A 17,429-nucleotide genomic window follows, 5' to 3' on the forward strand; every position below is an offset into this window, starting at 1 on the left:
CCCGCCCGGCGGGCCACCGTTCCATCACCGTCACGCGGGCGCGCGACGCTCTCACACTCGGCGCCGCCCATGGCGGCGCCGATCCACCACGACATGGCCGCGTCGGCGCGCGCCACATCCGACCTATATATCTGATGTTTTAGGGAACTCGGCCGCCCAAGGCCGTGGTGCAGCCGATCGCCGTCGCCCGGCCTCACCGACCGCTCACGAGGTCACCGAGCTTGGACACCGGCACTCTCGCTACCCTAGAATCGATACGTCTGACTTTAACGATCCGCGTACTTTGAGAGGACGGCCATGACGCTCAGGGACGGGTGGAGGGGACGGTTCTACGAGGACTTCCAGGTGGGCGATGTCTACCGGCACCCTCTCGGGCGTACGGTCACCGAGAGCGACAACACCTGGTTCACGCTCCTGACGATGAACACCAACCAGGCGCATTTCAACCGGGAGTACGCGGCGAAGTCGGAGTTCGGCAGGCCCCTGGTGGTGTCCACGCTGACCGTGGCGATCGCGGTCGGGCAGAGCGTCATCGACACCACCCAGAACGCGTTCGCCAACCTCGGCTGGGAGGACATCAGGATGTCCCATCCCGTGTTCGCCGGGGACACGCTGTACAGCGAGTCGATCGTGCTGGAGAAGCGCGAGTCGGCGAGCCGCCCGCACGCGGGCATCGTCACCATCCGCACCCGGACCCTCAACCAGGACGGCGAGGAGGTGTGCACCTTCCGCCGCACCTTCCTCGTCTACAAGCGCGGGGCCGAGCAACTGGAGAACCAGTTCCCCGAGCCGAAGCGGCCGCTGACGCTCGACACCGCGGACGAGCGGGCATGAGGATCGGCTTCGCCCCCTGGGGCGAGACGCTGGAGGAACTGGCCGACGCGGCCCGCCGCGCGGAGGCGGCGGGCGCCGAGGCGATCTGGGTGCCCGAGCTGCACCGCAGCGCCACGGTCACCGCGGCGGCGGTCGCGACCGCGACGCGCCGGGCGCGGATCGGGACGGGCATCGCGCTCGCGTTCACCCGCAGCCCCATGATCACGGCGCTGGAGGCGCTGGACCTCGACGAGCTGTCGGGCGGGCGGTTCGTGCTCGGCCTCGGGACGGGCGTGCGGCGGCTCAACGAGGACTGGCACAACGTCCCGTTCGGCAAGCCCGTCGGGCACTTGCGGGAGACCGTGCGCAACCTGCGCCGGTTCTGGGAGTCGTGCACGACCGGGGAGCCGATCGACCTGCCCGGCGAGGAGGAGCCGATGCGGATCCGCGGCTACCAGCGGCCCTTCGCCGTGCCGCGGTCGCGCATCCCCGTCCACATCGCCGCGATGGGCCCGGCCATGACCCGTCTCGCCGGGACGATCGGGGACGGCTGGATCAGCCACGAGCTGTGCTCGCCGCGCTACCTCACCGAGCGCGTCCTGCCGGAGCTGGAGACCGGGATCGCCCGCGCCGAGGGCAAGAAGCGCGCGGACGTCGAGGTCGTCGTCTCCGCGTGCTGCTCGGTCTCGATGGACCGTGCCACCGCGCTGCGCCGCGCGTCCGGGCTCGTCGGCTTCTACGCCAGCGTCCGCACCTACGCCGACTTCTTCGCCTTCCACGGGCTGGCCGAGGAGCAGCAGGCCGTCGTCGAGGCGTTCCGCGGGGGCACCGGTGCCGAGCACCTCGCCGGGACGGTCTCCACCAGGATGATCGACGCGCTCACGTTCGCGGGCGGGCCCGACGAGGTCGCCGAGCGCATCGCCGCCTACGAGGGCCTGGCCGACTCGATCAAGCTCAGCCCTCCGACCCACGGTCTCGGCGCCGCCGAGACCCGCGCCGCGCAGGACGAGCTCCTGTCGCTGCTGCCAGACCTCACCGGGAGCGCTTCGTGAAACCGCTGGAAGACATCCGGATCATCGCCGTCGAGCAGTACGGCGCCGGCCCGTTCGGCAGCCTGCACCTCGCCGACCTCGGCGCCGAGGTGATCAAGATCGAGGAGCCCAGGTCGGGCGGCGACGTGGGACGCTACGTCCCCCCGTACGGCGAGGGCGAGGACTCGCTGTTCTTCGAGACCTTCAACCGCAACAAGCGCAGCCTGTCGCTGGACCTGTCGACCGACGCCGGCCGCCGGGTCTTCGAGGACCTGGTGAAGGTGTCCGACGCGGTCTACTCCAACCTGCGCGGCGACGTCCCGAAGAAGATCGGCATCACCTACGACGACCTGAAGCACCTCAACCCCGCCATCGTCTGCTGCTCGCTCACCGGGTTCGGCATGACCGGGCCGCGGAGCAAGGAGCCGGGCTACGACTACGTCCTGCAAGGGCTGGCCGGGTGGATGGACCTGACCGGCGAGCCGGACGGCCCGCCCACCAAGTCGGGGCTGTCGCTCGTCGACTACTCGGGCGGGTTCGTCGCGGCGATCTCGCTGCTCGCGGGCCTGCACGCGGCGCGCCGCGACGGCGTCGGCATGGACTGCGACGTGAGCCTGTACGACACGGCCATCGGGCTGCTGACCTACCCGGCGACCTGGCACCTGAACGCCGGGTACGAGCCGGCGCGCACCCGCCACTCGGCGCATCCGTCGCTGGTGCCGTTCCAGGCGTTCGAGGCGAGCGACGGCTGGTTCATCGTCGGCTGCGCGAAGGAGAAGTTCTGGCGGCGGCTGGCCGCCGTCGTCGGGCATCCCGAATGGGCCGAGCCCGAGGCGGGGTTCGGCACGTTCGCCGACCGCCAGCGCGAGAAGGACACGCTGCTCCCCCTCCTGGAGGAAATCTTCAAGCAGCGCACCGTGGCCGAGTGGCTTGAGGACCTGTACGCGGCGTCCATCCCCTGCGGGCCCATCAACGACGTCGCGCAGGCCCTGCGGGAGGAGCACACCGAGGCGCGCGGGCTGCGGGTGACGACCGAGCACCCGCGGTTCGGGACGGTCGAGCAGATCGCCTCGCCGGTCCGGGTGGGCGACGAGCCGGTCGAGTACCGCAGGGCGCCGCGGCGCAACGAGGACTTCGACCTGGTGATCCGGGAGATCGTCGGCTACGACGACGCCACGGTGGAGCGGCTGCGGGCCGAGGGCGCGTTCGGCGACACCTCCGACCCGGCCACCGAGCCCGCCGAGACGGAGGCGGCGTCGCGATGATCGCGCGCGAACTGGCGAGCTGGGCCCTCGGCCTGGACGAGGTGCCCGCGCCGGTCGCCGAGGCCGCCGCGCGGCACCTGCTGGACGGGTTCGGCACGGCGCTGGCCGCCGCCCGTACCGGCGCGGCGGCGCCCGCCATCGAGGTGGCGCGCGGGCTCGGCGGGCCGCCCGAGGCGGCGGTGCTCGGCACGGACGACCTGGTGTCGGCGCCCGCCGCCGCCCTCGCCAACGGCACGCTCGTGCACGCGCTCGACTTCGACGACACGCACGCGGGCGGGCTGGTGCACGCGACGGCGGTGGTGCTGCCCGCCGCGTTCGCCGTCGGCCAGCAGGTGGGCGCGTCCGGACGGGACGTGCTCGCCGCCGCGGTCGCCGGCTACGAGACGGCCTGCCGGGTCGCCGCCGCGGCGCCGCACGGCTTCCACGAGCGCGGCCTGCACGCGACCATGGTCGCCGGGGTCTTCTCCTCCGCGCTGATCGGCGCGCGGCTCCTCGGGCTGGACGCGGAGACCACCGCCGGCGCGCTGGGCATCGCGGGCAGCCAGGCGGGCGGCCTGCTGGCCTTCCTGGGCACCGGGGCGTCCACCAAGCAGCTCCACCCGGGGTTCGCCTCGCAGTCGGGGATCGTCGCCGCGCGGCTGGCGGCGGCGGGCGCGACCGGGCCCGAGACGGTCTTCGACGGCCCGCGCGGCGTGTTCGACGCCCTCTCCGCGCATCCGGCCGACCCCGCGTCCATCCTGGACGGGCTGGGGGAGCGCTGGGAGACCACCCGCATCGGGATCAAGCCGTACGCGGCGTGCCAGCTCTCGCACGCCACCATCGACGCGGTCAGGGACGCGATGGCGCGCGAGCCGTTCGGCCCTGACGAGGTCGCGGGCGTGCACGCGGTGGTCCATCCCGACTCGGCGCCGGTCGTCTGCGACCCCGGCCGCGACCTGACCCGTCCGGCCGGCCCGTACGCGGCGAAGTTCTCGCTGCCCTGGACGGTCGCCGCGCTGATCGCGGACGGGAACCTGAGCGTGCGGACCTTCGAGCCGGACTCGATCGCCCGGCCCGAGGTCTCGCGACTGGCGGCCCGCGTCCGCTGGGAGGTCGCCACCGAACCCGGAGTCGTGGCCGCCGACGCCCCGGGCCGCGTCACGATCACGCTGACCGACGGCCGGGAGGTGACCGGGTCGGTGCCGCGCAGCGAGGGCGGCGGCGACCGGCCGCTCGGCCGCGCCGCGCTGCTGGCCAAGTTCGCGGGCAACGCGGGCGTCCCCCCGGCCGAGGCCGAGGAGTTCGCCCACCTCCTGGACACCCTCGGCGAGCAGCCGGACGCCGCCGTCGTCGTGCGGGCCGCCGCGAGGCTCGCCCGGCCCACTCACAGCGAGCAGGAGAACTGAATGGCACTGCAAGCGATCAAGCCCGCCGAGTTCCCGTGGTTCCCCTACGAGGGCTTCACGTTCTGCCTCGGCCTCTCGGAGGAGGGCGGCGCGTGGTCGTCCGGGCACACCTCGGCCGCGCACGACCCGTCGATCGGGAAGATGACCGTCTCGGGGACGATGGCCGAGCAGGCGCGGATCGCCTACCGCAAGGTCCTGACGATCATCGAGGCCGCCGGGTACGGGCCGGACGACGTCGTCCACGTCACGGAGAACGTCACGATCGCCGGTCTCGCCGACTACGAGGCCGCCGCCGCGGCCCGCGAGGAGGTCTTCGGCGCCCACCGGCCCACGGTGACCACGGTGGTCGTGGAGCGCCTCGTCCGCTCGGCCGCGCTGCTGGAGGTCGAGCTGCACGCCGTCAAGGGCGGCGGCGCCGAGCTGCTCGCGGCGAGCGAGCGGCGCGAGGCCGGGACCTGGGTGCCGTCCGCGGTGCGCGAGGGGTACGACGGCACGGTGCACCTGCCGACCATGGTGCCGGTGGACGAGTCGGGCGACATCGTGAGCCCCGGCGACTTCGCCGGGCAGTACGCCTACTGCCTCGACCGGGCGGACGCGCTGCTGCGCGGCGCGGGCCTGTCGCTCGACAACGTGGTGACGACCTACGACTACTCGACCCCCGCCACCCGGGACGTGTACCGCACGTCCCATCGCGTCCGGAAGGAGCGGCTCGGCGGCGCGGGCGTGTACCCGGGCGCGGGCGGCATCCTGATGAGCCGCCTGCACCACCCCGAGGCCCTCGTCGCGATCGACATCACCGCGTCGCGGCACCCGCTGGAACTGGTCAACCCCGGCTGGTCGCGGTACGACACGCTGACCTACGCGCCGGGTGTCCGGGCGGGCCGCACGTTGTTCATGTCGGGGTTCGCCGCGCTCGACCTGGAGACGCAGGAGGCGCTGCACCCCGGGGACATCGGCGCGCAGGCCGAGGTGACCTACGGCACCATCCTGCATCTCCTGGAGTACGCGGGTCTCGGCCCGGCCGACCTGCTGACGACCATCGAGTTCTGCGTGGAGTCCGCGCTGCGCGACTACCGCGCGGTCGCGCCCGTCCGCGAACGGCTGCTGTCGCCGCCCTGGCCCGCGTCCACCGGGGCGATGTGCAAGGCGCTGCTGCGTCCCGAGTTCCTTCTCGAGGTCTTCCCGACCGCGCTGTACCCGGAGGGCGCGCCGACCACGAAGGATGGCTCATGACGCTGCTCACCGACGAGATCCGGGCGCTGGTCGGCCGCACGAAGGTCTACACCGCGCCCGAGCCGCTGGGCGCCGCCGCCGGACGGTACTTCGGCCTGGCGGTCGGCGACACCAACCCGCTCTACTCCGACCCGGAGTACGCGCGGGCGCAGGGACTGGACGATGTGACCGCACCGCCCACCCTCATCTGCGAGACCAACCAGTACACGAACCTGCCGGTCGGCCCGGACGGCGACGCGGGCCACAACTGGGGCATCGAGATCCCCGGCACGCGGAGGATACGCGGCGGCAACCGCTACGTGTTCCACCGCCGCGTCCGCCCGACCGACGTCATCACCGCCACCTGGGAGATCACCGACGTGGCCGAGAAGCGGAACCGGGCCGGCCAGGAGATGCTGATCGTCACCTCGCGGGCCACCTACACCCAGCAGGACGGCGACACGCTCACCGAGAACGAGGAGACCATCATCTTCGTCGCGCTGGAGGCACGCTCATGACCGGGCTCAAGGCCGAGCCGAAGGCCGGGCAGGAGGTGCCGCCGCTGGAGCGCCGCATCGGGCTGCCCGACATGATCGCCTACGCCGGCGCCACCTGGGACTGGTACCGGCTGCACTACGACCCCGAGTTCGTGAAGGCGTCCAAACTGCCCGGCCCGGTCGTGGACGGGCAGGTGTTCGGCGCGCTGCTGGTCGAGCAGATCCAGGACTGGCTCGGCCCGCGCTGCTTCGTCCGCACGCTGGACTTCAGCTTCAAGGCGCTGGTGTTCGCCGACGAGACGGTCCGCTGCGAGGGGACGGTCACCGAGGCCGGCGACGGCTTCCTGGAGCTGGACCTGCGGGTGGTCGTGGTGGGCGACGACGGCGAGGTGGACCGCGTGGCGGTGGCGCCCGCGCACGCCCGCGTCCTGCTCGGCACCGCCGACGGGCCGGGCGCCGCGGGGGAGGGCGCCCGGTGAGCACGGGCGTCGCGATCGTCGGCGCCGCCGAGTCCGACCTGGGCGTGACCGGACGGTCCATCCTCGGCCTCCAGGCGCAGGCGGTCTCGCGGGCGCTGGACGACGCGGGCCTGAGCCTGCGCGACGTCGACGGCATCGCCACGACCGGGGTGTCGCGGTTCTCCGCGACCCAGCTCGCGGACTACTTCGGGCTCGAACCGCGCTGGACGGACTCCACGTACGCGGGCGGCTCGGCGTTCGAGATGTTCGTGGCCCGCGCCGCCCAGGCCATCCGGGCGGGGCAGGCGGAGACGGTCGTGATCAGCTTCGCGTCCGACCAGCGGTCGGCACGGTCGCGCTCCCTCGGCGGCGTGGTCGAGGCCCACACGCCCGAGGCCCAGTTCGAGACCCCGTACGCGCCGCTGTACCCGGTGTCGTACTACGCCATGGCCGCGCAGCGCTACCTGCACGACTACGGCAAGACCCGCGAGCAGCTCGCCGAGATCGCGGTGGCGGCGCGCGAATGGGCGCTGCTGAACCCCGCCGCGTTCCGCTACGGCAAGGGCCCGCTCACGGCGGCGGACGTGGTCGGCGCCCCGATGGTCTCCACCCCGCTCACCACGCTGGACTGCTGCCTGGTCACCGACGGCGGCGGCGCGGTCGTGCTGACCTCCTCCGAACGCGCCAGGGACCTGCGGCACCGCCCGGTCGAGGTGCTCGGCTACGGCGAGCGGACGACCAACACCTCGATGACCGCCGTGCCCGACCTGACCGTCACCGGCGCGGAGGGGTCCGGCGCGGACGCGTTCGCCCGCGCCGGTGTCACCCCGGCCGACATCGACGTCGTGCAGGTGTACGACTCGTTCACGATCACGGTCGCGCTGTCGCTGGAGGGGCTCGGGTTCTGCGGGCGCGGCGAGGCGCTCGACCTGGTCGCCGGCGGCCGGATCAGGCCCGGCGGCGACCTGCCGCTCAACACGTCGGGCGGCGGGCTGTCGTACTGCCATCCCGGCCAGTTCGGCGTCCTGCTGCTGGTCGAGGCGGTGCGGCAGCTCCGCGGCGAGGCAGGGGACCGGCAGGTGCCGGACGCGCGGCTCGCGGTCGCCCACGGCACCGGCGGGATCTTGTCGACGCACGCCACGGTGGTGCTGGGGGTGGACGGATGACCGACGGATTCCCGCCCGAGGTCCCCGCGCCCGACGAGGTCACGGCCCCCTGGTGGGAGGCCACCAGGGAGCACCGGCTGATACTCCAGACCTGCACGCGGTGCTCGCCGGGCACGCAGCATCCGCCGCGCGCGCTCTGCGTCCGCTGCGGGCGCGGCGACCTGGGCTGGGTCGGATCCGAGGGCCTGGGCACCGTGGACTCGTTCACGGTCGTGCACCGCGCGCCGCGCCCGGACCTCACCGTCCCGTACGTCATCGCCCGCGTCCGGCTGATCGAGGGGGTCGTCCTGCTCACCCGCCTGCGGGGGCGGGAACCGGACCGCTGGCGCGTCGGCGACCGGGTCCGGGTCGCCTGGGCCGACCTCGGCGACGGGCGCGCGCTCCCCGTGTTCGTCCCGGACGCGCCGTCGTCCCATGACACCGAGAAAGGCAGCTAAGTGGATTTTCGGCTCAATGAGGACCAGCGCGAGTTCCGCGACGTCCTGCGCGCCTTCGTGGACCGCGAGATCATCCCGGTGGCGCGCGACTGGGAGCACTCCGGCCGCTACCCCACCGAGATCGTCGCCGGGATGCGGGACCTGGGGCTGTTCGGGATGACGATCCCGGAGGAGTACGGCGGCCTCGACCTGGACCCGGTGTCGTTCGCGCTGGTCTTCGAGGAGATCGCGCGCGGCTGGATGGGCATCGCCGGGATCCTCGGCAGCCACTCCCTAGCCTGCCGCATGATCGCGATGCGCGGCACCGAGGAGCAGAAGCGGCGGTACCTGCCCGCGCTGGCCACCGGCGAGCGCCGCACCGGCATCGGCCTCACCGAGCCGGACGCGGGCACCGACCTGCAGGGCATCCGCACCACGGCCCGGCTGGAGGGCGACCACTACATCGTCCACGGGACGAAGATGTGGATCACCAACGCCAGGCACGCGGACCCGCTGCCCGTGCTGGTCAAGACCGACCCGACCGCGTCGCCCGCGCACAAGGGCATGTCGATCCTGCTGGTGGACGCCGGCTCCGAGGGCTACGAGATCACCAAGGACATCCCGAAGCTCGGCTACAAGGGCACCGAGTCCTGCGAGATCGTGCTGAACGGCGTCCGGGTGCCGAAGGAGAACCTGCTCGGCGGCGTCGAGGGCAAGGGCATGCAGCACGCGCTGTCCGCGCTGGAATGGGGCCGGGTCAACATCGCGGCGCGGTCGGTCGGCATCGCCCAGCGCGCCCACGACGAGGCGCTCGCCTACGCCAAGCAGCGCAAGGCGTTCGGCCAGGCCATCGGCGACTTCCAGGCCGTGCAGCTGCAACTGGCGACCGTCGCGACCCAGTTGCAGGCGGCGCGGCTGATGGCGTACTTCGCGGCGGACGCGGTCAAGCGCGGCCGTGCCGACGGCCAGACCGGGATGGCGAAGATCTTCTGCTCGGAGGTCGCGCTCCAGGCCGCGATCGACGCCATGAAGATCCACGGCGGCTACGGCTACTCCACCGAGTACGAGATCGAGCGGCTCTACCGGGACGCGATCCTCATGAGCATCGGCGAGGGCACCAACGACGTCCTGCGGACGGTCGTGGCCAAGTCCCTGCTGCGCGGCGAGACCGTGGTGCGGTGACCGCCACCGTCCGGCCGCTCGGCCGATAGATCTGATGTATCGGTAACGTTTCTGAAACCAGCGGCAATCGCCCGATCATCAGGGTGGGACACGATAATCGGTGAAAGATCTGACAGCAGAGGTCGGTCCTTCTGGGAGAGGCGGGCAGCCATGGCACAGATGAACATCGCCAGCGGGATCCGCGAGTTCGCGATCAGCACGCCGCACGCCACCGCGGTGATCGACGAGGACCGGCGGCTGACCTTCGCCGAGCTGGACGACCGTTCCAACCGCGTCGCCGGCCTCCTGATGGACGCGGGGCTCACCGCGGGCTCCCGCGTCGCCGTCCTGCTCGGGAACCAGCTCGAATACATGGAGGTCGCCGCGGGGGCCGCCAAGGCGGGGGTCGCGATGGTGCCGCTCAACCCGCGCGGCACCGCCGCCGAGCACGCGTCGCTCATCACCCGGTCCGGGGCGCGCGGGCTGATCGCCGACGCGGCGTTCGAGGCCAACGTCCCCGAGCTGGCCGAGGACCTGCCGCTCGCCCTCTCCCTCGGATCCCAGGACTGGGGACGTCCCTACGACAAGGCGCTCGCCGGGTCGCGGGCGACCGACCCGCGCGTCGAGGTCGACGAGACGTCCCCGTTCTGCGTCCAGTACACGTCCGGGACGACCGGGCAGCCGAAGGGCGCGCTGCTCACCCACCGCTCCCGGGTGCTCACCATGTTCGGCTGCGCGGTCGACTTCGGGCTCGGCCCCGGCAAGCGCACCGCGGCGGTCGCGCCGATGGCCCTCGGCGCCGGGTTCGCCTTCGCCTACGCCGGCCCGTTCATGGGCGGCCAGACCTCCATGCTGCACCGCTGGGACCCCGAGCGGCTGCTGCACATGATCGAACGCGACCGGCTGCAGACGGTCTTCCTGGTGCCCACGCACGCGCAGACGATGCGGCAGGTCATGGAGCAGTCGCCGCGCAAGTACGACCTGTCCAGCCTGGAGACGTTCTACTTCAACGCCGCCGCGCTGCCGGTGCCGCTGAAGGAATGGGTCATGGAGACGTTCCCGCACGTCGGCGTGCACGAGCTGTACGGCTCCACCGAGGCCGGGGTCGTGACGAACCTGCGTCCCGCCGACGCGCTCCGCAAGGCCGGCTCGGTCGGGCACCCCTGGTTCATGACCGAGGTGCGGCTGCTGGACGACGAGGGCCGGGAGGTGCCGCCCGGCGAGCCGGGCGAGCTGTTCGGCCGCTCCCCGTACACCATGGCCGGCTACCTGGACGACCCCGAGGCGACCGCGCGGGCGATCAGGCCGGACGGCTTCCTGACCTCCGGTGACGTCGCCGTCCGGGACGAGGAGGGCTTCATCACCATCGTCGACCGGAAGAAGGACCTGATCATCTCCGGGGCGGCGAACGTCTACCCGCGTGAGGTCGAGGACGTCCTCCTGGGCTGCGACGGCGTCTCCGAGGTCGCCGTCGTCGGCCTGCCCGACGAGAAGTGGGGCGAGGCCGTCGGCGCGTTCATCGTGCCGCGGGAGGGCCGGACCGTCGACCTCGGCGAGCTGGAGGCGAGCGTCCGCGCCCGCCTCGCCGGCTACAAGACCCCGAAGGTCTGGAAGGTCGTGGACGCGCTGCCCAGGAACTCCAACGGCAAGATCCTCAAGCGGGTGCTCCGCGACACGTACGGGAAGTGAGCCCCCGGGCGTGCGGCGCGGACGCGCCGGGGGCCCACGCGCGGTTCAGGACCAGGCGCGGACGACGTCGTCGACCGTGTTGACCCAGCCGAAGGCGAAGCCGATCGTGTTGAGCGCGTGGTCGTGCCGCGACTTCTCGAACTCGGCCGTCGCGTCGCTGATCACGTGCACCCGGTAGTCGCGCTGGCCCGCGTCCCGCGCCGTCGACTCGACGCAGATGTTCGTGGTCACGCCCGCGATGACCAGCGAGCGGACGCCCAGGCCGGTGAGCACCGGCTCCAGGCGGGTGCCGTAGAACGAGCTGGGCCGCGACTTGTCGATCACGATCTCGCCCTCGGCCGGGGCCAGCTCGTCGATGATGTCCGCGTCCCAGCTTCCCTCCGCGAGCGAGCCGACCTCCTTCATGGACGGGACGAAGTAGGTGGGCAGCAGGCCGCCGTCCGCGTAGTCGGAGTGGTAGACGTACCGGGTGTAGATGACCGGGACCCCGGCCGCGCGGGCGGCGCCGACCAGCGTGCGGCACCCCGCGATCGCCGGCCGCAGCTCCTCGTACGGCATGCCCACCGCGGCCATCGAGCCCTTGGCGTCGAAGAAGCCGTTCTGCATGTCGATGACCAGCAGCGCGGTGTTCTCACGCGCGATGTCCACCGGGACCTCCCGAAGTCAGTAGCTTCTCGGCAGGCCGAGCGACTCGCCGAGGATGTTGCGGATCATGTCGTTGCTGACGGGGCTGAACAGCTGGAGGCGGGCGTCGCGGAAGTACATCTGCATCGCCGACTCCTCCGCCAGGCCGTGCGCCGCCATCGCGCGCATGCCGCGGTCGACGATGCGGGCGGTCGACTCGGCGGCGGTGAGCTTGGCCATCGCGGTCAGCGCGGTCGAGGGCACGCCGTCCTCGAGGGAGCGGACGGCGGTGTTCACCAGCGCGCGGGACGCCGACAGCTCGGCGAGCGAGTCCGCGGCGGCGTGCTGCAGGGCCTGGAAACGCCCGATCGCGCCGCCGAATGCCGTGCGTTCCCGCAGGTGGGTCAGGTGCAGGTCGAGCGCGGCGCGCCCGATGCCGAGGCTGAGCCCCGCCGCCAGGACGCGCTCCACGTCCAGTGTCCTGCCGAGGAGCGCCATGCCGCGGCCGCGCTCGCCGACGAGGTTCTCCAGCGGGGCGGTCGCGTCGTCGAAGAAGATCTCGCAGGTGCCCGCGGCGCGCATCCCGGCGAGGTGGACGCGGCGGACCGTGACGCCCGGCTGGCCGAGCGGGACGGCGATCACGCTGAGGCCCCGGGCGCGCCGGCCTTCCGGCGGAGGGTCGGTGCGGCACAGCACGAAGGCGACCTCGGCCTCCTGCGCGAGGGAGATCCAGAGCTTCTGTCCCCGCAGCACCCAGCGGCCGTCCTCGACCCGGGCGGACGTGCGCAGGTTGAGCAGGTCGGTGCCCACGTCGGGCTCGCTCATCCCGAACGAGCACAGCATCGTCCCGGCCGCGATCTCCGGCAGCCAGGCGTCGGCGGCCGAGCCCTTGGCGTCCCCGAGCATCCGCATCGCCATGCCGCAGGTGACGTAGTCGACGGCGAGGCTGGGAAGGACGCGGGCGATCTCCTCCACGACGGCGACCGCGTCCCCCACGGTGCCGCCCGTACCGCCCTCCGGCTCGTCGCCGCCGAGGCCGAGCAGCCCGGCCTTCCCGAGCGCCGACCAGGCGCCGGAGGCGAAGAGGCCGTCGCGGTCCAGGGCGAGCGCGCGGTCCGGCGGGAGTTCCCTGGCGAGCAGCGACTCGACCAGCTCGCGCAGGTCGCCGCGCTCGCGCGGCTCCTCGAACGGTCGCGTACCGAACACATCGCTCCTCTCGGGATCCCATAAATCTGATGTATCGATCAGCCTGCTGTCAAGACTTCCTTGCCTTGACCGATGACGAACGTCTGCTTACGCCTTCACGAGTGTTGACGAGGTTTCGTACGGTATCGCTAGGCTTATGTCTGATGTTTTAGTGAACCAGGTCGAGGGGATGTGCGATCATGACCGAGGTCGTGCCGACGGTGACCGGAACGGTCATGACCATCACGCTCAACGGCCCGGACCGGATGAACAGCCTCGACCCCGGCACCCTCGACGGGCTGAACGCCGCCCTGGACGCCGCCGAGCGCGACCCGTCCCTCACCTCACTGGTGATCACCGGGACGGGCAGGGCGTTCTGCGTCGGGATGGACATCGGGTTCCTCGGCGACTGCTTCGCCGACCCGCCCGGCGTGTTCGTGCCCTTCATCCGCCGCTACCACGAGTTCCTCGACCGGCTTGAGGCGTTCCCGCTGCCCAGCGTCGCCGCGGTCAACGGCCTCGCCCGCGCGGGCGGCTTCGAGCTGCTGCTCGCCTGCGACTTCGTCCTCGCGGCCGACGAGGCCAGGGTCGGCGACACCCACAGCGACTTCGGCATCGTCCCGGGCGCCGGCGCGTCCCAGCGCGCTCCGCGCAAGCTCGGCGACCAGCGCGCCCGCGCGATGCTGCTCGCCGGCCGCTGGCTGACCGGCCCCGAGATGGTGGACTGGGGCCTGGCGCTCGCCAGCGTCCCGGCGGCCGAGCTGCCCGAGGAGGTCGGCCGGCTCACCGGAGCGCTCGCCGACCGCTCCCGCACGGTCACGGCGATCATCAAGCGTCTCCTGAACGCCGCCTCGGAGCTGACGCCCGCCGAAGGACTGCGCCTGGAACGCGAGCTGTTCACCCGCTTCCACGAGGAGGTCGCGGACGCCGACGAGGGCTACCGGGCCTACGTGGAGAAGCGCCGCCCGAACTGGAACGTCCGATGAGCACCGGACCGAGCCGTGGAGCGTCCGACATGGAGACGTCCAGCACGCCCTGGGTGAAGGTGACCCAGCCCCTCATCGACGGGCTCGTCGGCCTCGGCGGCTACACCCATGCGCTGTTCAGGCCGGGACCCGGGGGCGAGCCCGCGCCGATGCCGGGCCAGGGCGTCCTGCTCCTGATGGGCGGGCTGGTCGAACAGTCCGGCCTGCTCGACGACGCGATCGCCCTGCTCGAACTCCGCTCGGTGCGCTTCCGGAAGCTCCTCAAGGCGGGCTCGTCCCTGCGGGTCCAGCTCACGCCCGGCGCGTCCGAGACGACCGGAAGCGGGAAGATCGTCCGGCGGTACCGGTGGGTGGCGGTCGACGACGCGGGCGACCACATCGCCGAAGCCGTCGCCGTGATGCTCATGCGGCCAGGCGGGCGGCAGGGAGCCGAGGGCTAGAACTCCTCGTGGACGTCGGGATCGCCCTGCTGGCGGTCACCGCTGTCCTGAGCGTCGATCCGCGCCATCTCCTCGCCGCTCAGCTCGAAGCCGAACACGTCGATGTTCTCGGCCATCCGCTCCTCGCAAGACGACTTGGGGATCGGCACGGCGCCGGACTGCACATGCCAGCGCAGGACGATCTGCGCGGGCGTCCGGTCGTGCGCCTCCGCGATCCGCACGACCTCCGGGATGCGCGTCCCGCCCGTCCCCCGCCCGAACGGGCTGTACGACATCGTGACGATCCCGTGGTCGGCGTGCCAGATGTGCGTCGCCTCCTGGGTGAAGCTCGGGTGCATCTCGATCTGGTTGACCACGGGCCTGACCCCCGTCTCGGCCACCAACCGCTCGATCATGGCGGGGGTGAAGTTGGAGACGCCGATCGACCGGGCCAGGCCGCGCTCGCGCAGTTCGATCAAGGCCCGCCAGGCGTCGACGTACTTGCGGCGGCAGGGCAGCGGCCAATGGATCAGATAGAGGTCGACGTAGCCGACCCCGAGCGCCGCACGGCTCTCCTCGAAGCCCCGCAGCGCCTCCTCAAAGCCGTGCCGCGCCCCGCGCAGCTTGGTGACCAGGAAGACCTCCTCGCGCGGCACCGGCGAGTCGGCGACGGCCTGCCCGACCCCCGCCTCGTTGCCGTACGAGGCGGCCGTGTCGATCAGCCGGTATCCCAGGCCGAGCGCCCCGCGCACCGCCGTGCGCGCGGTGGCGTCGTCCATCGGATAGGTGCCCAGCCCGAGCCGCGGCATCAGCCGGCCGTCCGAGAGCCTGACCGTCGGTACGGATGTCATCGTCATGGGACGTCCCTCCCCCTTGTGACCTGCGGATAACGGACGCCGTACCGCCGTCCGGGCGTCGCTCGGTTGGGAGTCCGGCATTCGGGGGATCGGAAGAGCATGCGACGCGGCGAGGACGCGCAATGGCCGGTGCCGCTGGCCTCGACGTCGGCGCGGTGGCTGCTGACGGTCGCGGTGCTGGGCTCGGGCATCGCGTTCCTGGACAGCACCGTGGTCAACGTGGCGCTGCCGGCGATCGGCCGGGACCTCGGCGGCGGGCTCAGGGAGCAGCAGTGGGTGCTGGACGGCTACCTGCTGACGTTGAGCGCCCTGCTGCTGGCGGGCGGCGCCGCGGGGGACCGTTACGGGCGGCGGCTGGTGTTCGTCGCCGGGCTCGTGCTGTTCACCCTCGCCTCACTGGCCTGCGGGCTCGCGCCGAACGGCGGCGCGCTGATCATCGCCCGGCTGGTGCAGGGCATCGGCGCCGCCGCGCTCGTACCGGGCAGCCTCGCGTTGATCGACGCCGGTATCCGCGGTGAGGACCGGGGCCGGGCGGTCGGGCTCTGGGCGGGCATGTCCGGGGTGACCTCGGCGCTCGGCCCGTTCGTCGGGGGCTGGCTGGTGGACGCGGCGTCCTGGCGCTGGGTGTTCTGGATCAACGTGCCGCTGGCCGCGGCGGCCGTCCTCATGGCCCTGCGCCACCTGCCCGAAAGCCGCGACCCCTCCGCCCGCGAGCAAGGCCGCTTCGACGCGGCCGGCGCGACCCTGGTCACGCTCGGCCTCGCCGGAGTGATCTACGCGCTCATCGAGGGACCCGGCCACGGGTGGCGGCCGTTCACGATCGCCGCCGCCGTCCTGGGCCTGCTGGCCCTGGTGGCGTTCCCGCTGGCCGAGTCGCGGGTGAGCGCGCCGCTGCTGCCGCCCGACCTGTTCCGCTCCCGGCAGTTCACCGGCGCGAACCTCGCCACCCTGGCGGTGTACGCGGCGCTCGGCGGGGCGCTGTTCCTCCTCACCCTGCAACTGCAGCAGAGCCTGGGCTACTCGGCGCTGGTGGCGGGGCTGGCCACGCTCCCGATCACCGTCATCATGCTGCTCGCCTCCCCGCGCATGGGCGCGATGGCACAGCACACGGGTCCCCGGCTGCCGATGACCGTCGGCCCGCTGGTGGCCGCCGCCGGGCTGGCGTTGATGGCCCGCATCACCCCCGGCGCCGCGTACCCGAGCGTCGTGCTCCCCGCGGTGGTCGTCTTCGGAGCCGGGCTGGCGATCACGGTGACGCCCCTGACCACCACCGTGCTCGCCTCGGTCACCGAACGGCACGTCGGCGTCGCCTCCGGCGCCAACAACGCCATCTCCCGCATGGCCGGGCTCCTGGCGGTCGCCGTGCTGCCGTTCGCCGCGGGGATCGAGGCCGGCCCCGGGGAGGCCCTCGGCCCCGGCTTCTCCCGCGCCATGCTCATCACCGCCGGGGTATGCGCCGCCGGAGGCGTCATCGCACTCCTCAGCGTCCGCAACGCCACCACCGTGCGCACCCATCCCGTACCGAGCGTCAACCACGCGTGCCAACACCCCTGCACCCGAGTCCCCGACGAACCCACGGGCTCAACCTGACGCACTCCGCCGGGCCGGGGACCTTCCGCCAAGGGCACCCCTGAGCGAGCCGGTCACCGTTCCCGGATCTCGTAGGTCAGGTGGGTCGCCCGCTCCGTCGGTTCCGAGCGCACCTGCCGCAGGGCGAACCGGTTCGCGTCCACACCCTCGAACAGCCTGACCCCGGAGCCGAACAGCACGGGTGAGAGCGCGATCGAGAACTCGTCGATCAGACCGGCGTTCACGTACTGAAGGATCGTCTCGCCACCGCCCGCGACGCGGACGTCCCGGTCGCCGGCCGCCTGGCGGGCCAGGTCGAGCGCGGTCTCGATGCCGTCGTTCACGAAGTGGAAGGTGGTCCCGCCCGGCCGTTCCCAGGGGTCACGCCTTTCGTGCGTCACGACGAAGACCGGCGTGTGGAACGGCGCCTCCTCCGGCCACGCCCGCTCGCCCGCGTCGAACATGCGCTTGCCCATCACGCTCGCACCGGTGCGCTCGAACAGCTCCCGCGCGATGTCGTTGTCGCGCCCTTCCTCACCGCCCTCGCCGAGCTTGAGATTCTCCCGGAAGAACCGCTGGGGGAAGATCCACGCCTGCAACTCCATCCACCGCCGGCCCATCAGCTCCTCGGCGGATTCGGGCGCGATGAACCCGTCCAGCGACATCGACACGCTGAAGAACACCTTTCCGGCCATC

General features: G+C 72.4%; 18 protein-coding genes. 14 read left to right on the forward strand and 4 right to left on the reverse strand.

From position 1 onward, the window contains the following. Positions 1-297: 297 nt before the first annotated feature. The 11 genes from ACGWYJ_RS02230 to ACGWYJ_RS02280 all read left to right on the forward strand — a co-directional run bounded on the left by ACGWYJ_RS02230 (position 298) and on the right by ACGWYJ_RS02280 (position 11,093). Positions 298-834 (forward strand): MaoC family dehydratase, encoded by a 537-nt coding sequence (locus ACGWYJ_RS02230; protein ID WP_395103789.1) that lies wholly within the window; start codon positions 298-300, stop codon positions 832-834. Continuing rightward, positions 831-1,865, forward strand: coding sequence for an LLM class flavin-dependent oxidoreductase (locus ACGWYJ_RS02235; RefSeq protein ID WP_395103790.1), 1,035 nt, complete (start codon positions 831-833; stop codon positions 1,863-1,865). The genes ACGWYJ_RS02230 and ACGWYJ_RS02235 overlap by 4 nt, the downstream gene beginning before the upstream one ends. After that, positions 1,862-3,109: a CaiB/BaiF CoA transferase family protein gene (locus tag ACGWYJ_RS02240; protein WP_395103791.1), complete on the forward strand. Its 1,248-nt coding sequence runs from the start codon at positions 1,862-1,864 to the stop codon at positions 3,107-3,109. The genes ACGWYJ_RS02235 and ACGWYJ_RS02240 overlap by 4 nt, the downstream gene beginning before the upstream one ends. Beyond that, positions 3,106-4,494 carry an MmgE/PrpD family protein gene (locus tag ACGWYJ_RS02245; protein ID WP_395103792.1) on the forward strand — a complete coding sequence of 463 codons (1,389 nt, stop codon included), beginning with the start codon at positions 3,106-3,108 and terminating at the stop codon, positions 4,492-4,494. Before ACGWYJ_RS02240 ends, ACGWYJ_RS02245 begins: the two co-directional genes overlap by 4 nt. Next, on the forward strand, positions 4,495-5,727 hold the full coding sequence (locus ACGWYJ_RS02250) for a Rid family hydrolase (RefSeq protein ID WP_395103793.1): 1,233 nt from the start codon (positions 4,495-4,497) through the stop codon (positions 5,725-5,727). After that, complete coding sequence (locus tag ACGWYJ_RS02255; protein WP_395103794.1) at positions 5,724-6,224, forward strand: MaoC family dehydratase N-terminal domain-containing protein; 501 nt, start codon at positions 5,724-5,726, stop codon at positions 6,222-6,224. Before ACGWYJ_RS02250 ends, ACGWYJ_RS02255 begins: the two co-directional genes overlap by 4 nt. After that, positions 6,221-6,682: a MaoC family dehydratase gene (locus ACGWYJ_RS02260; protein WP_395103795.1), complete on the forward strand. Its 462-nt coding sequence runs from the start codon at positions 6,221-6,223 to the stop codon at positions 6,680-6,682. The genes ACGWYJ_RS02255 and ACGWYJ_RS02260 overlap by 4 nt, the downstream gene beginning before the upstream one ends. Next, positions 6,679-7,827 (forward strand): acetyl-CoA acetyltransferase, encoded by a 1,149-nt coding sequence (locus tag ACGWYJ_RS02265; protein WP_395103796.1) that lies wholly within the window; start codon positions 6,679-6,681, stop codon positions 7,825-7,827. Before ACGWYJ_RS02260 ends, ACGWYJ_RS02265 begins: the two co-directional genes overlap by 4 nt. Then, the gene (locus tag ACGWYJ_RS02270; protein WP_395103797.1) at positions 7,824-8,264 is read left to right on the forward strand and encodes a Zn-ribbon domain-containing OB-fold protein; all 441 of its coding nucleotides are present in this window, start codon (positions 7,824-7,826) and stop codon (positions 8,262-8,264) included. The genes ACGWYJ_RS02265 and ACGWYJ_RS02270 overlap by 4 nt, the downstream gene beginning before the upstream one ends. Beyond that, positions 8,265-9,425, forward strand: a complete 1,161-nt coding sequence (locus tag ACGWYJ_RS02275) for an acyl-CoA dehydrogenase family protein (RefSeq protein WP_395103798.1) — start codon at positions 8,265-8,267, stop codon at positions 9,423-9,425. Positions 9,426-9,575: 150 nt separating this feature from the next. Next, positions 9,576-11,093, forward strand: a complete 1,518-nt coding sequence (locus ACGWYJ_RS02280; protein WP_395103799.1) for a class I adenylate-forming enzyme family protein — start codon at positions 9,576-9,578, stop codon at positions 11,091-11,093. Between the two features lie 45 nt (positions 11,094-11,138). Here ACGWYJ_RS02280 and ACGWYJ_RS02285 read toward each other — a convergent pair whose 3' ends face one another. Together ACGWYJ_RS02285 and ACGWYJ_RS02290 are read right to left on the reverse strand one after the other, a co-directional pair. After that, positions 11,139-11,741, reverse strand: a complete 603-nt coding sequence (locus tag ACGWYJ_RS02285) for a cysteine hydrolase family protein (protein ID WP_395103800.1) — start codon at positions 11,739-11,741, stop codon at positions 11,139-11,141. Positions 11,742-11,756: 15 nt separating this feature from the next. Then, positions 11,757-12,923: an acyl-CoA dehydrogenase family protein gene (locus ACGWYJ_RS02290; RefSeq protein WP_395103801.1), complete on the reverse strand. Its 1,167-nt coding sequence runs from the start codon at positions 12,921-12,923 to the stop codon at positions 11,757-11,759. 179 nt (positions 12,924-13,102) lie between these two features. Between ACGWYJ_RS02290 and ACGWYJ_RS02295 the strand changes: the two genes are divergently transcribed. Continuing rightward, complete coding sequence (locus tag ACGWYJ_RS02295; protein ID WP_395103802.1) at positions 13,103-13,888, forward strand: enoyl-CoA hydratase/isomerase family protein; 786 nt, start codon at positions 13,103-13,105, stop codon at positions 13,886-13,888. Next, the gene (locus ACGWYJ_RS02300) at positions 13,885-14,328 is read left to right on the forward strand and encodes a hypothetical protein (protein ID WP_395103803.1); all 444 of its coding nucleotides are present in this window, start codon (positions 13,885-13,887) and stop codon (positions 14,326-14,328) included. Before ACGWYJ_RS02295 ends, ACGWYJ_RS02300 begins: the two co-directional genes overlap by 4 nt. Here the strand turns inward: ACGWYJ_RS02300 and ACGWYJ_RS02305 are convergent. Then, the gene (locus tag ACGWYJ_RS02305) at positions 14,325-15,164 is read right to left on the reverse strand and encodes an aldo/keto reductase (RefSeq protein ID WP_395103804.1); all 840 of its coding nucleotides are present in this window, start codon (positions 15,162-15,164) and stop codon (positions 14,325-14,327) included. The two genes, ACGWYJ_RS02300 and ACGWYJ_RS02305, sit on opposite strands and share 4 nt — an antisense overlap. A gap of 99 nt (positions 15,165-15,263) precedes the next feature. On the opposite strand from ACGWYJ_RS02305, the gene ACGWYJ_RS02310 reads away from it, so the two are divergent. Further along, positions 15,264-16,754: an MFS transporter gene (locus tag ACGWYJ_RS02310; RefSeq protein ID WP_395103805.1), complete on the forward strand. Its 1,491-nt coding sequence runs from the start codon at positions 15,264-15,266 to the stop codon at positions 16,752-16,754. 53 nt (positions 16,755-16,807) lie between these two features. Here ACGWYJ_RS02310 and ACGWYJ_RS02315 read toward each other — a convergent pair whose 3' ends face one another. Beyond that, positions 16,808-17,428, reverse strand: coding sequence for a dihydrofolate reductase family protein (locus ACGWYJ_RS02315; protein ID WP_395103806.1), 621 nt, complete (start codon positions 17,426-17,428; stop codon positions 16,808-16,810). Position 17,429: the final 1 nt, after the last annotated feature.

The sequence above is a fragment of the Actinomadura sp. SCN-SB genome (assembly GCF_043906805.1).
Lineage (GTDB): Bacteria > Actinomycetota > Actinomycetes > Streptosporangiales > Streptosporangiaceae > Spirillospora.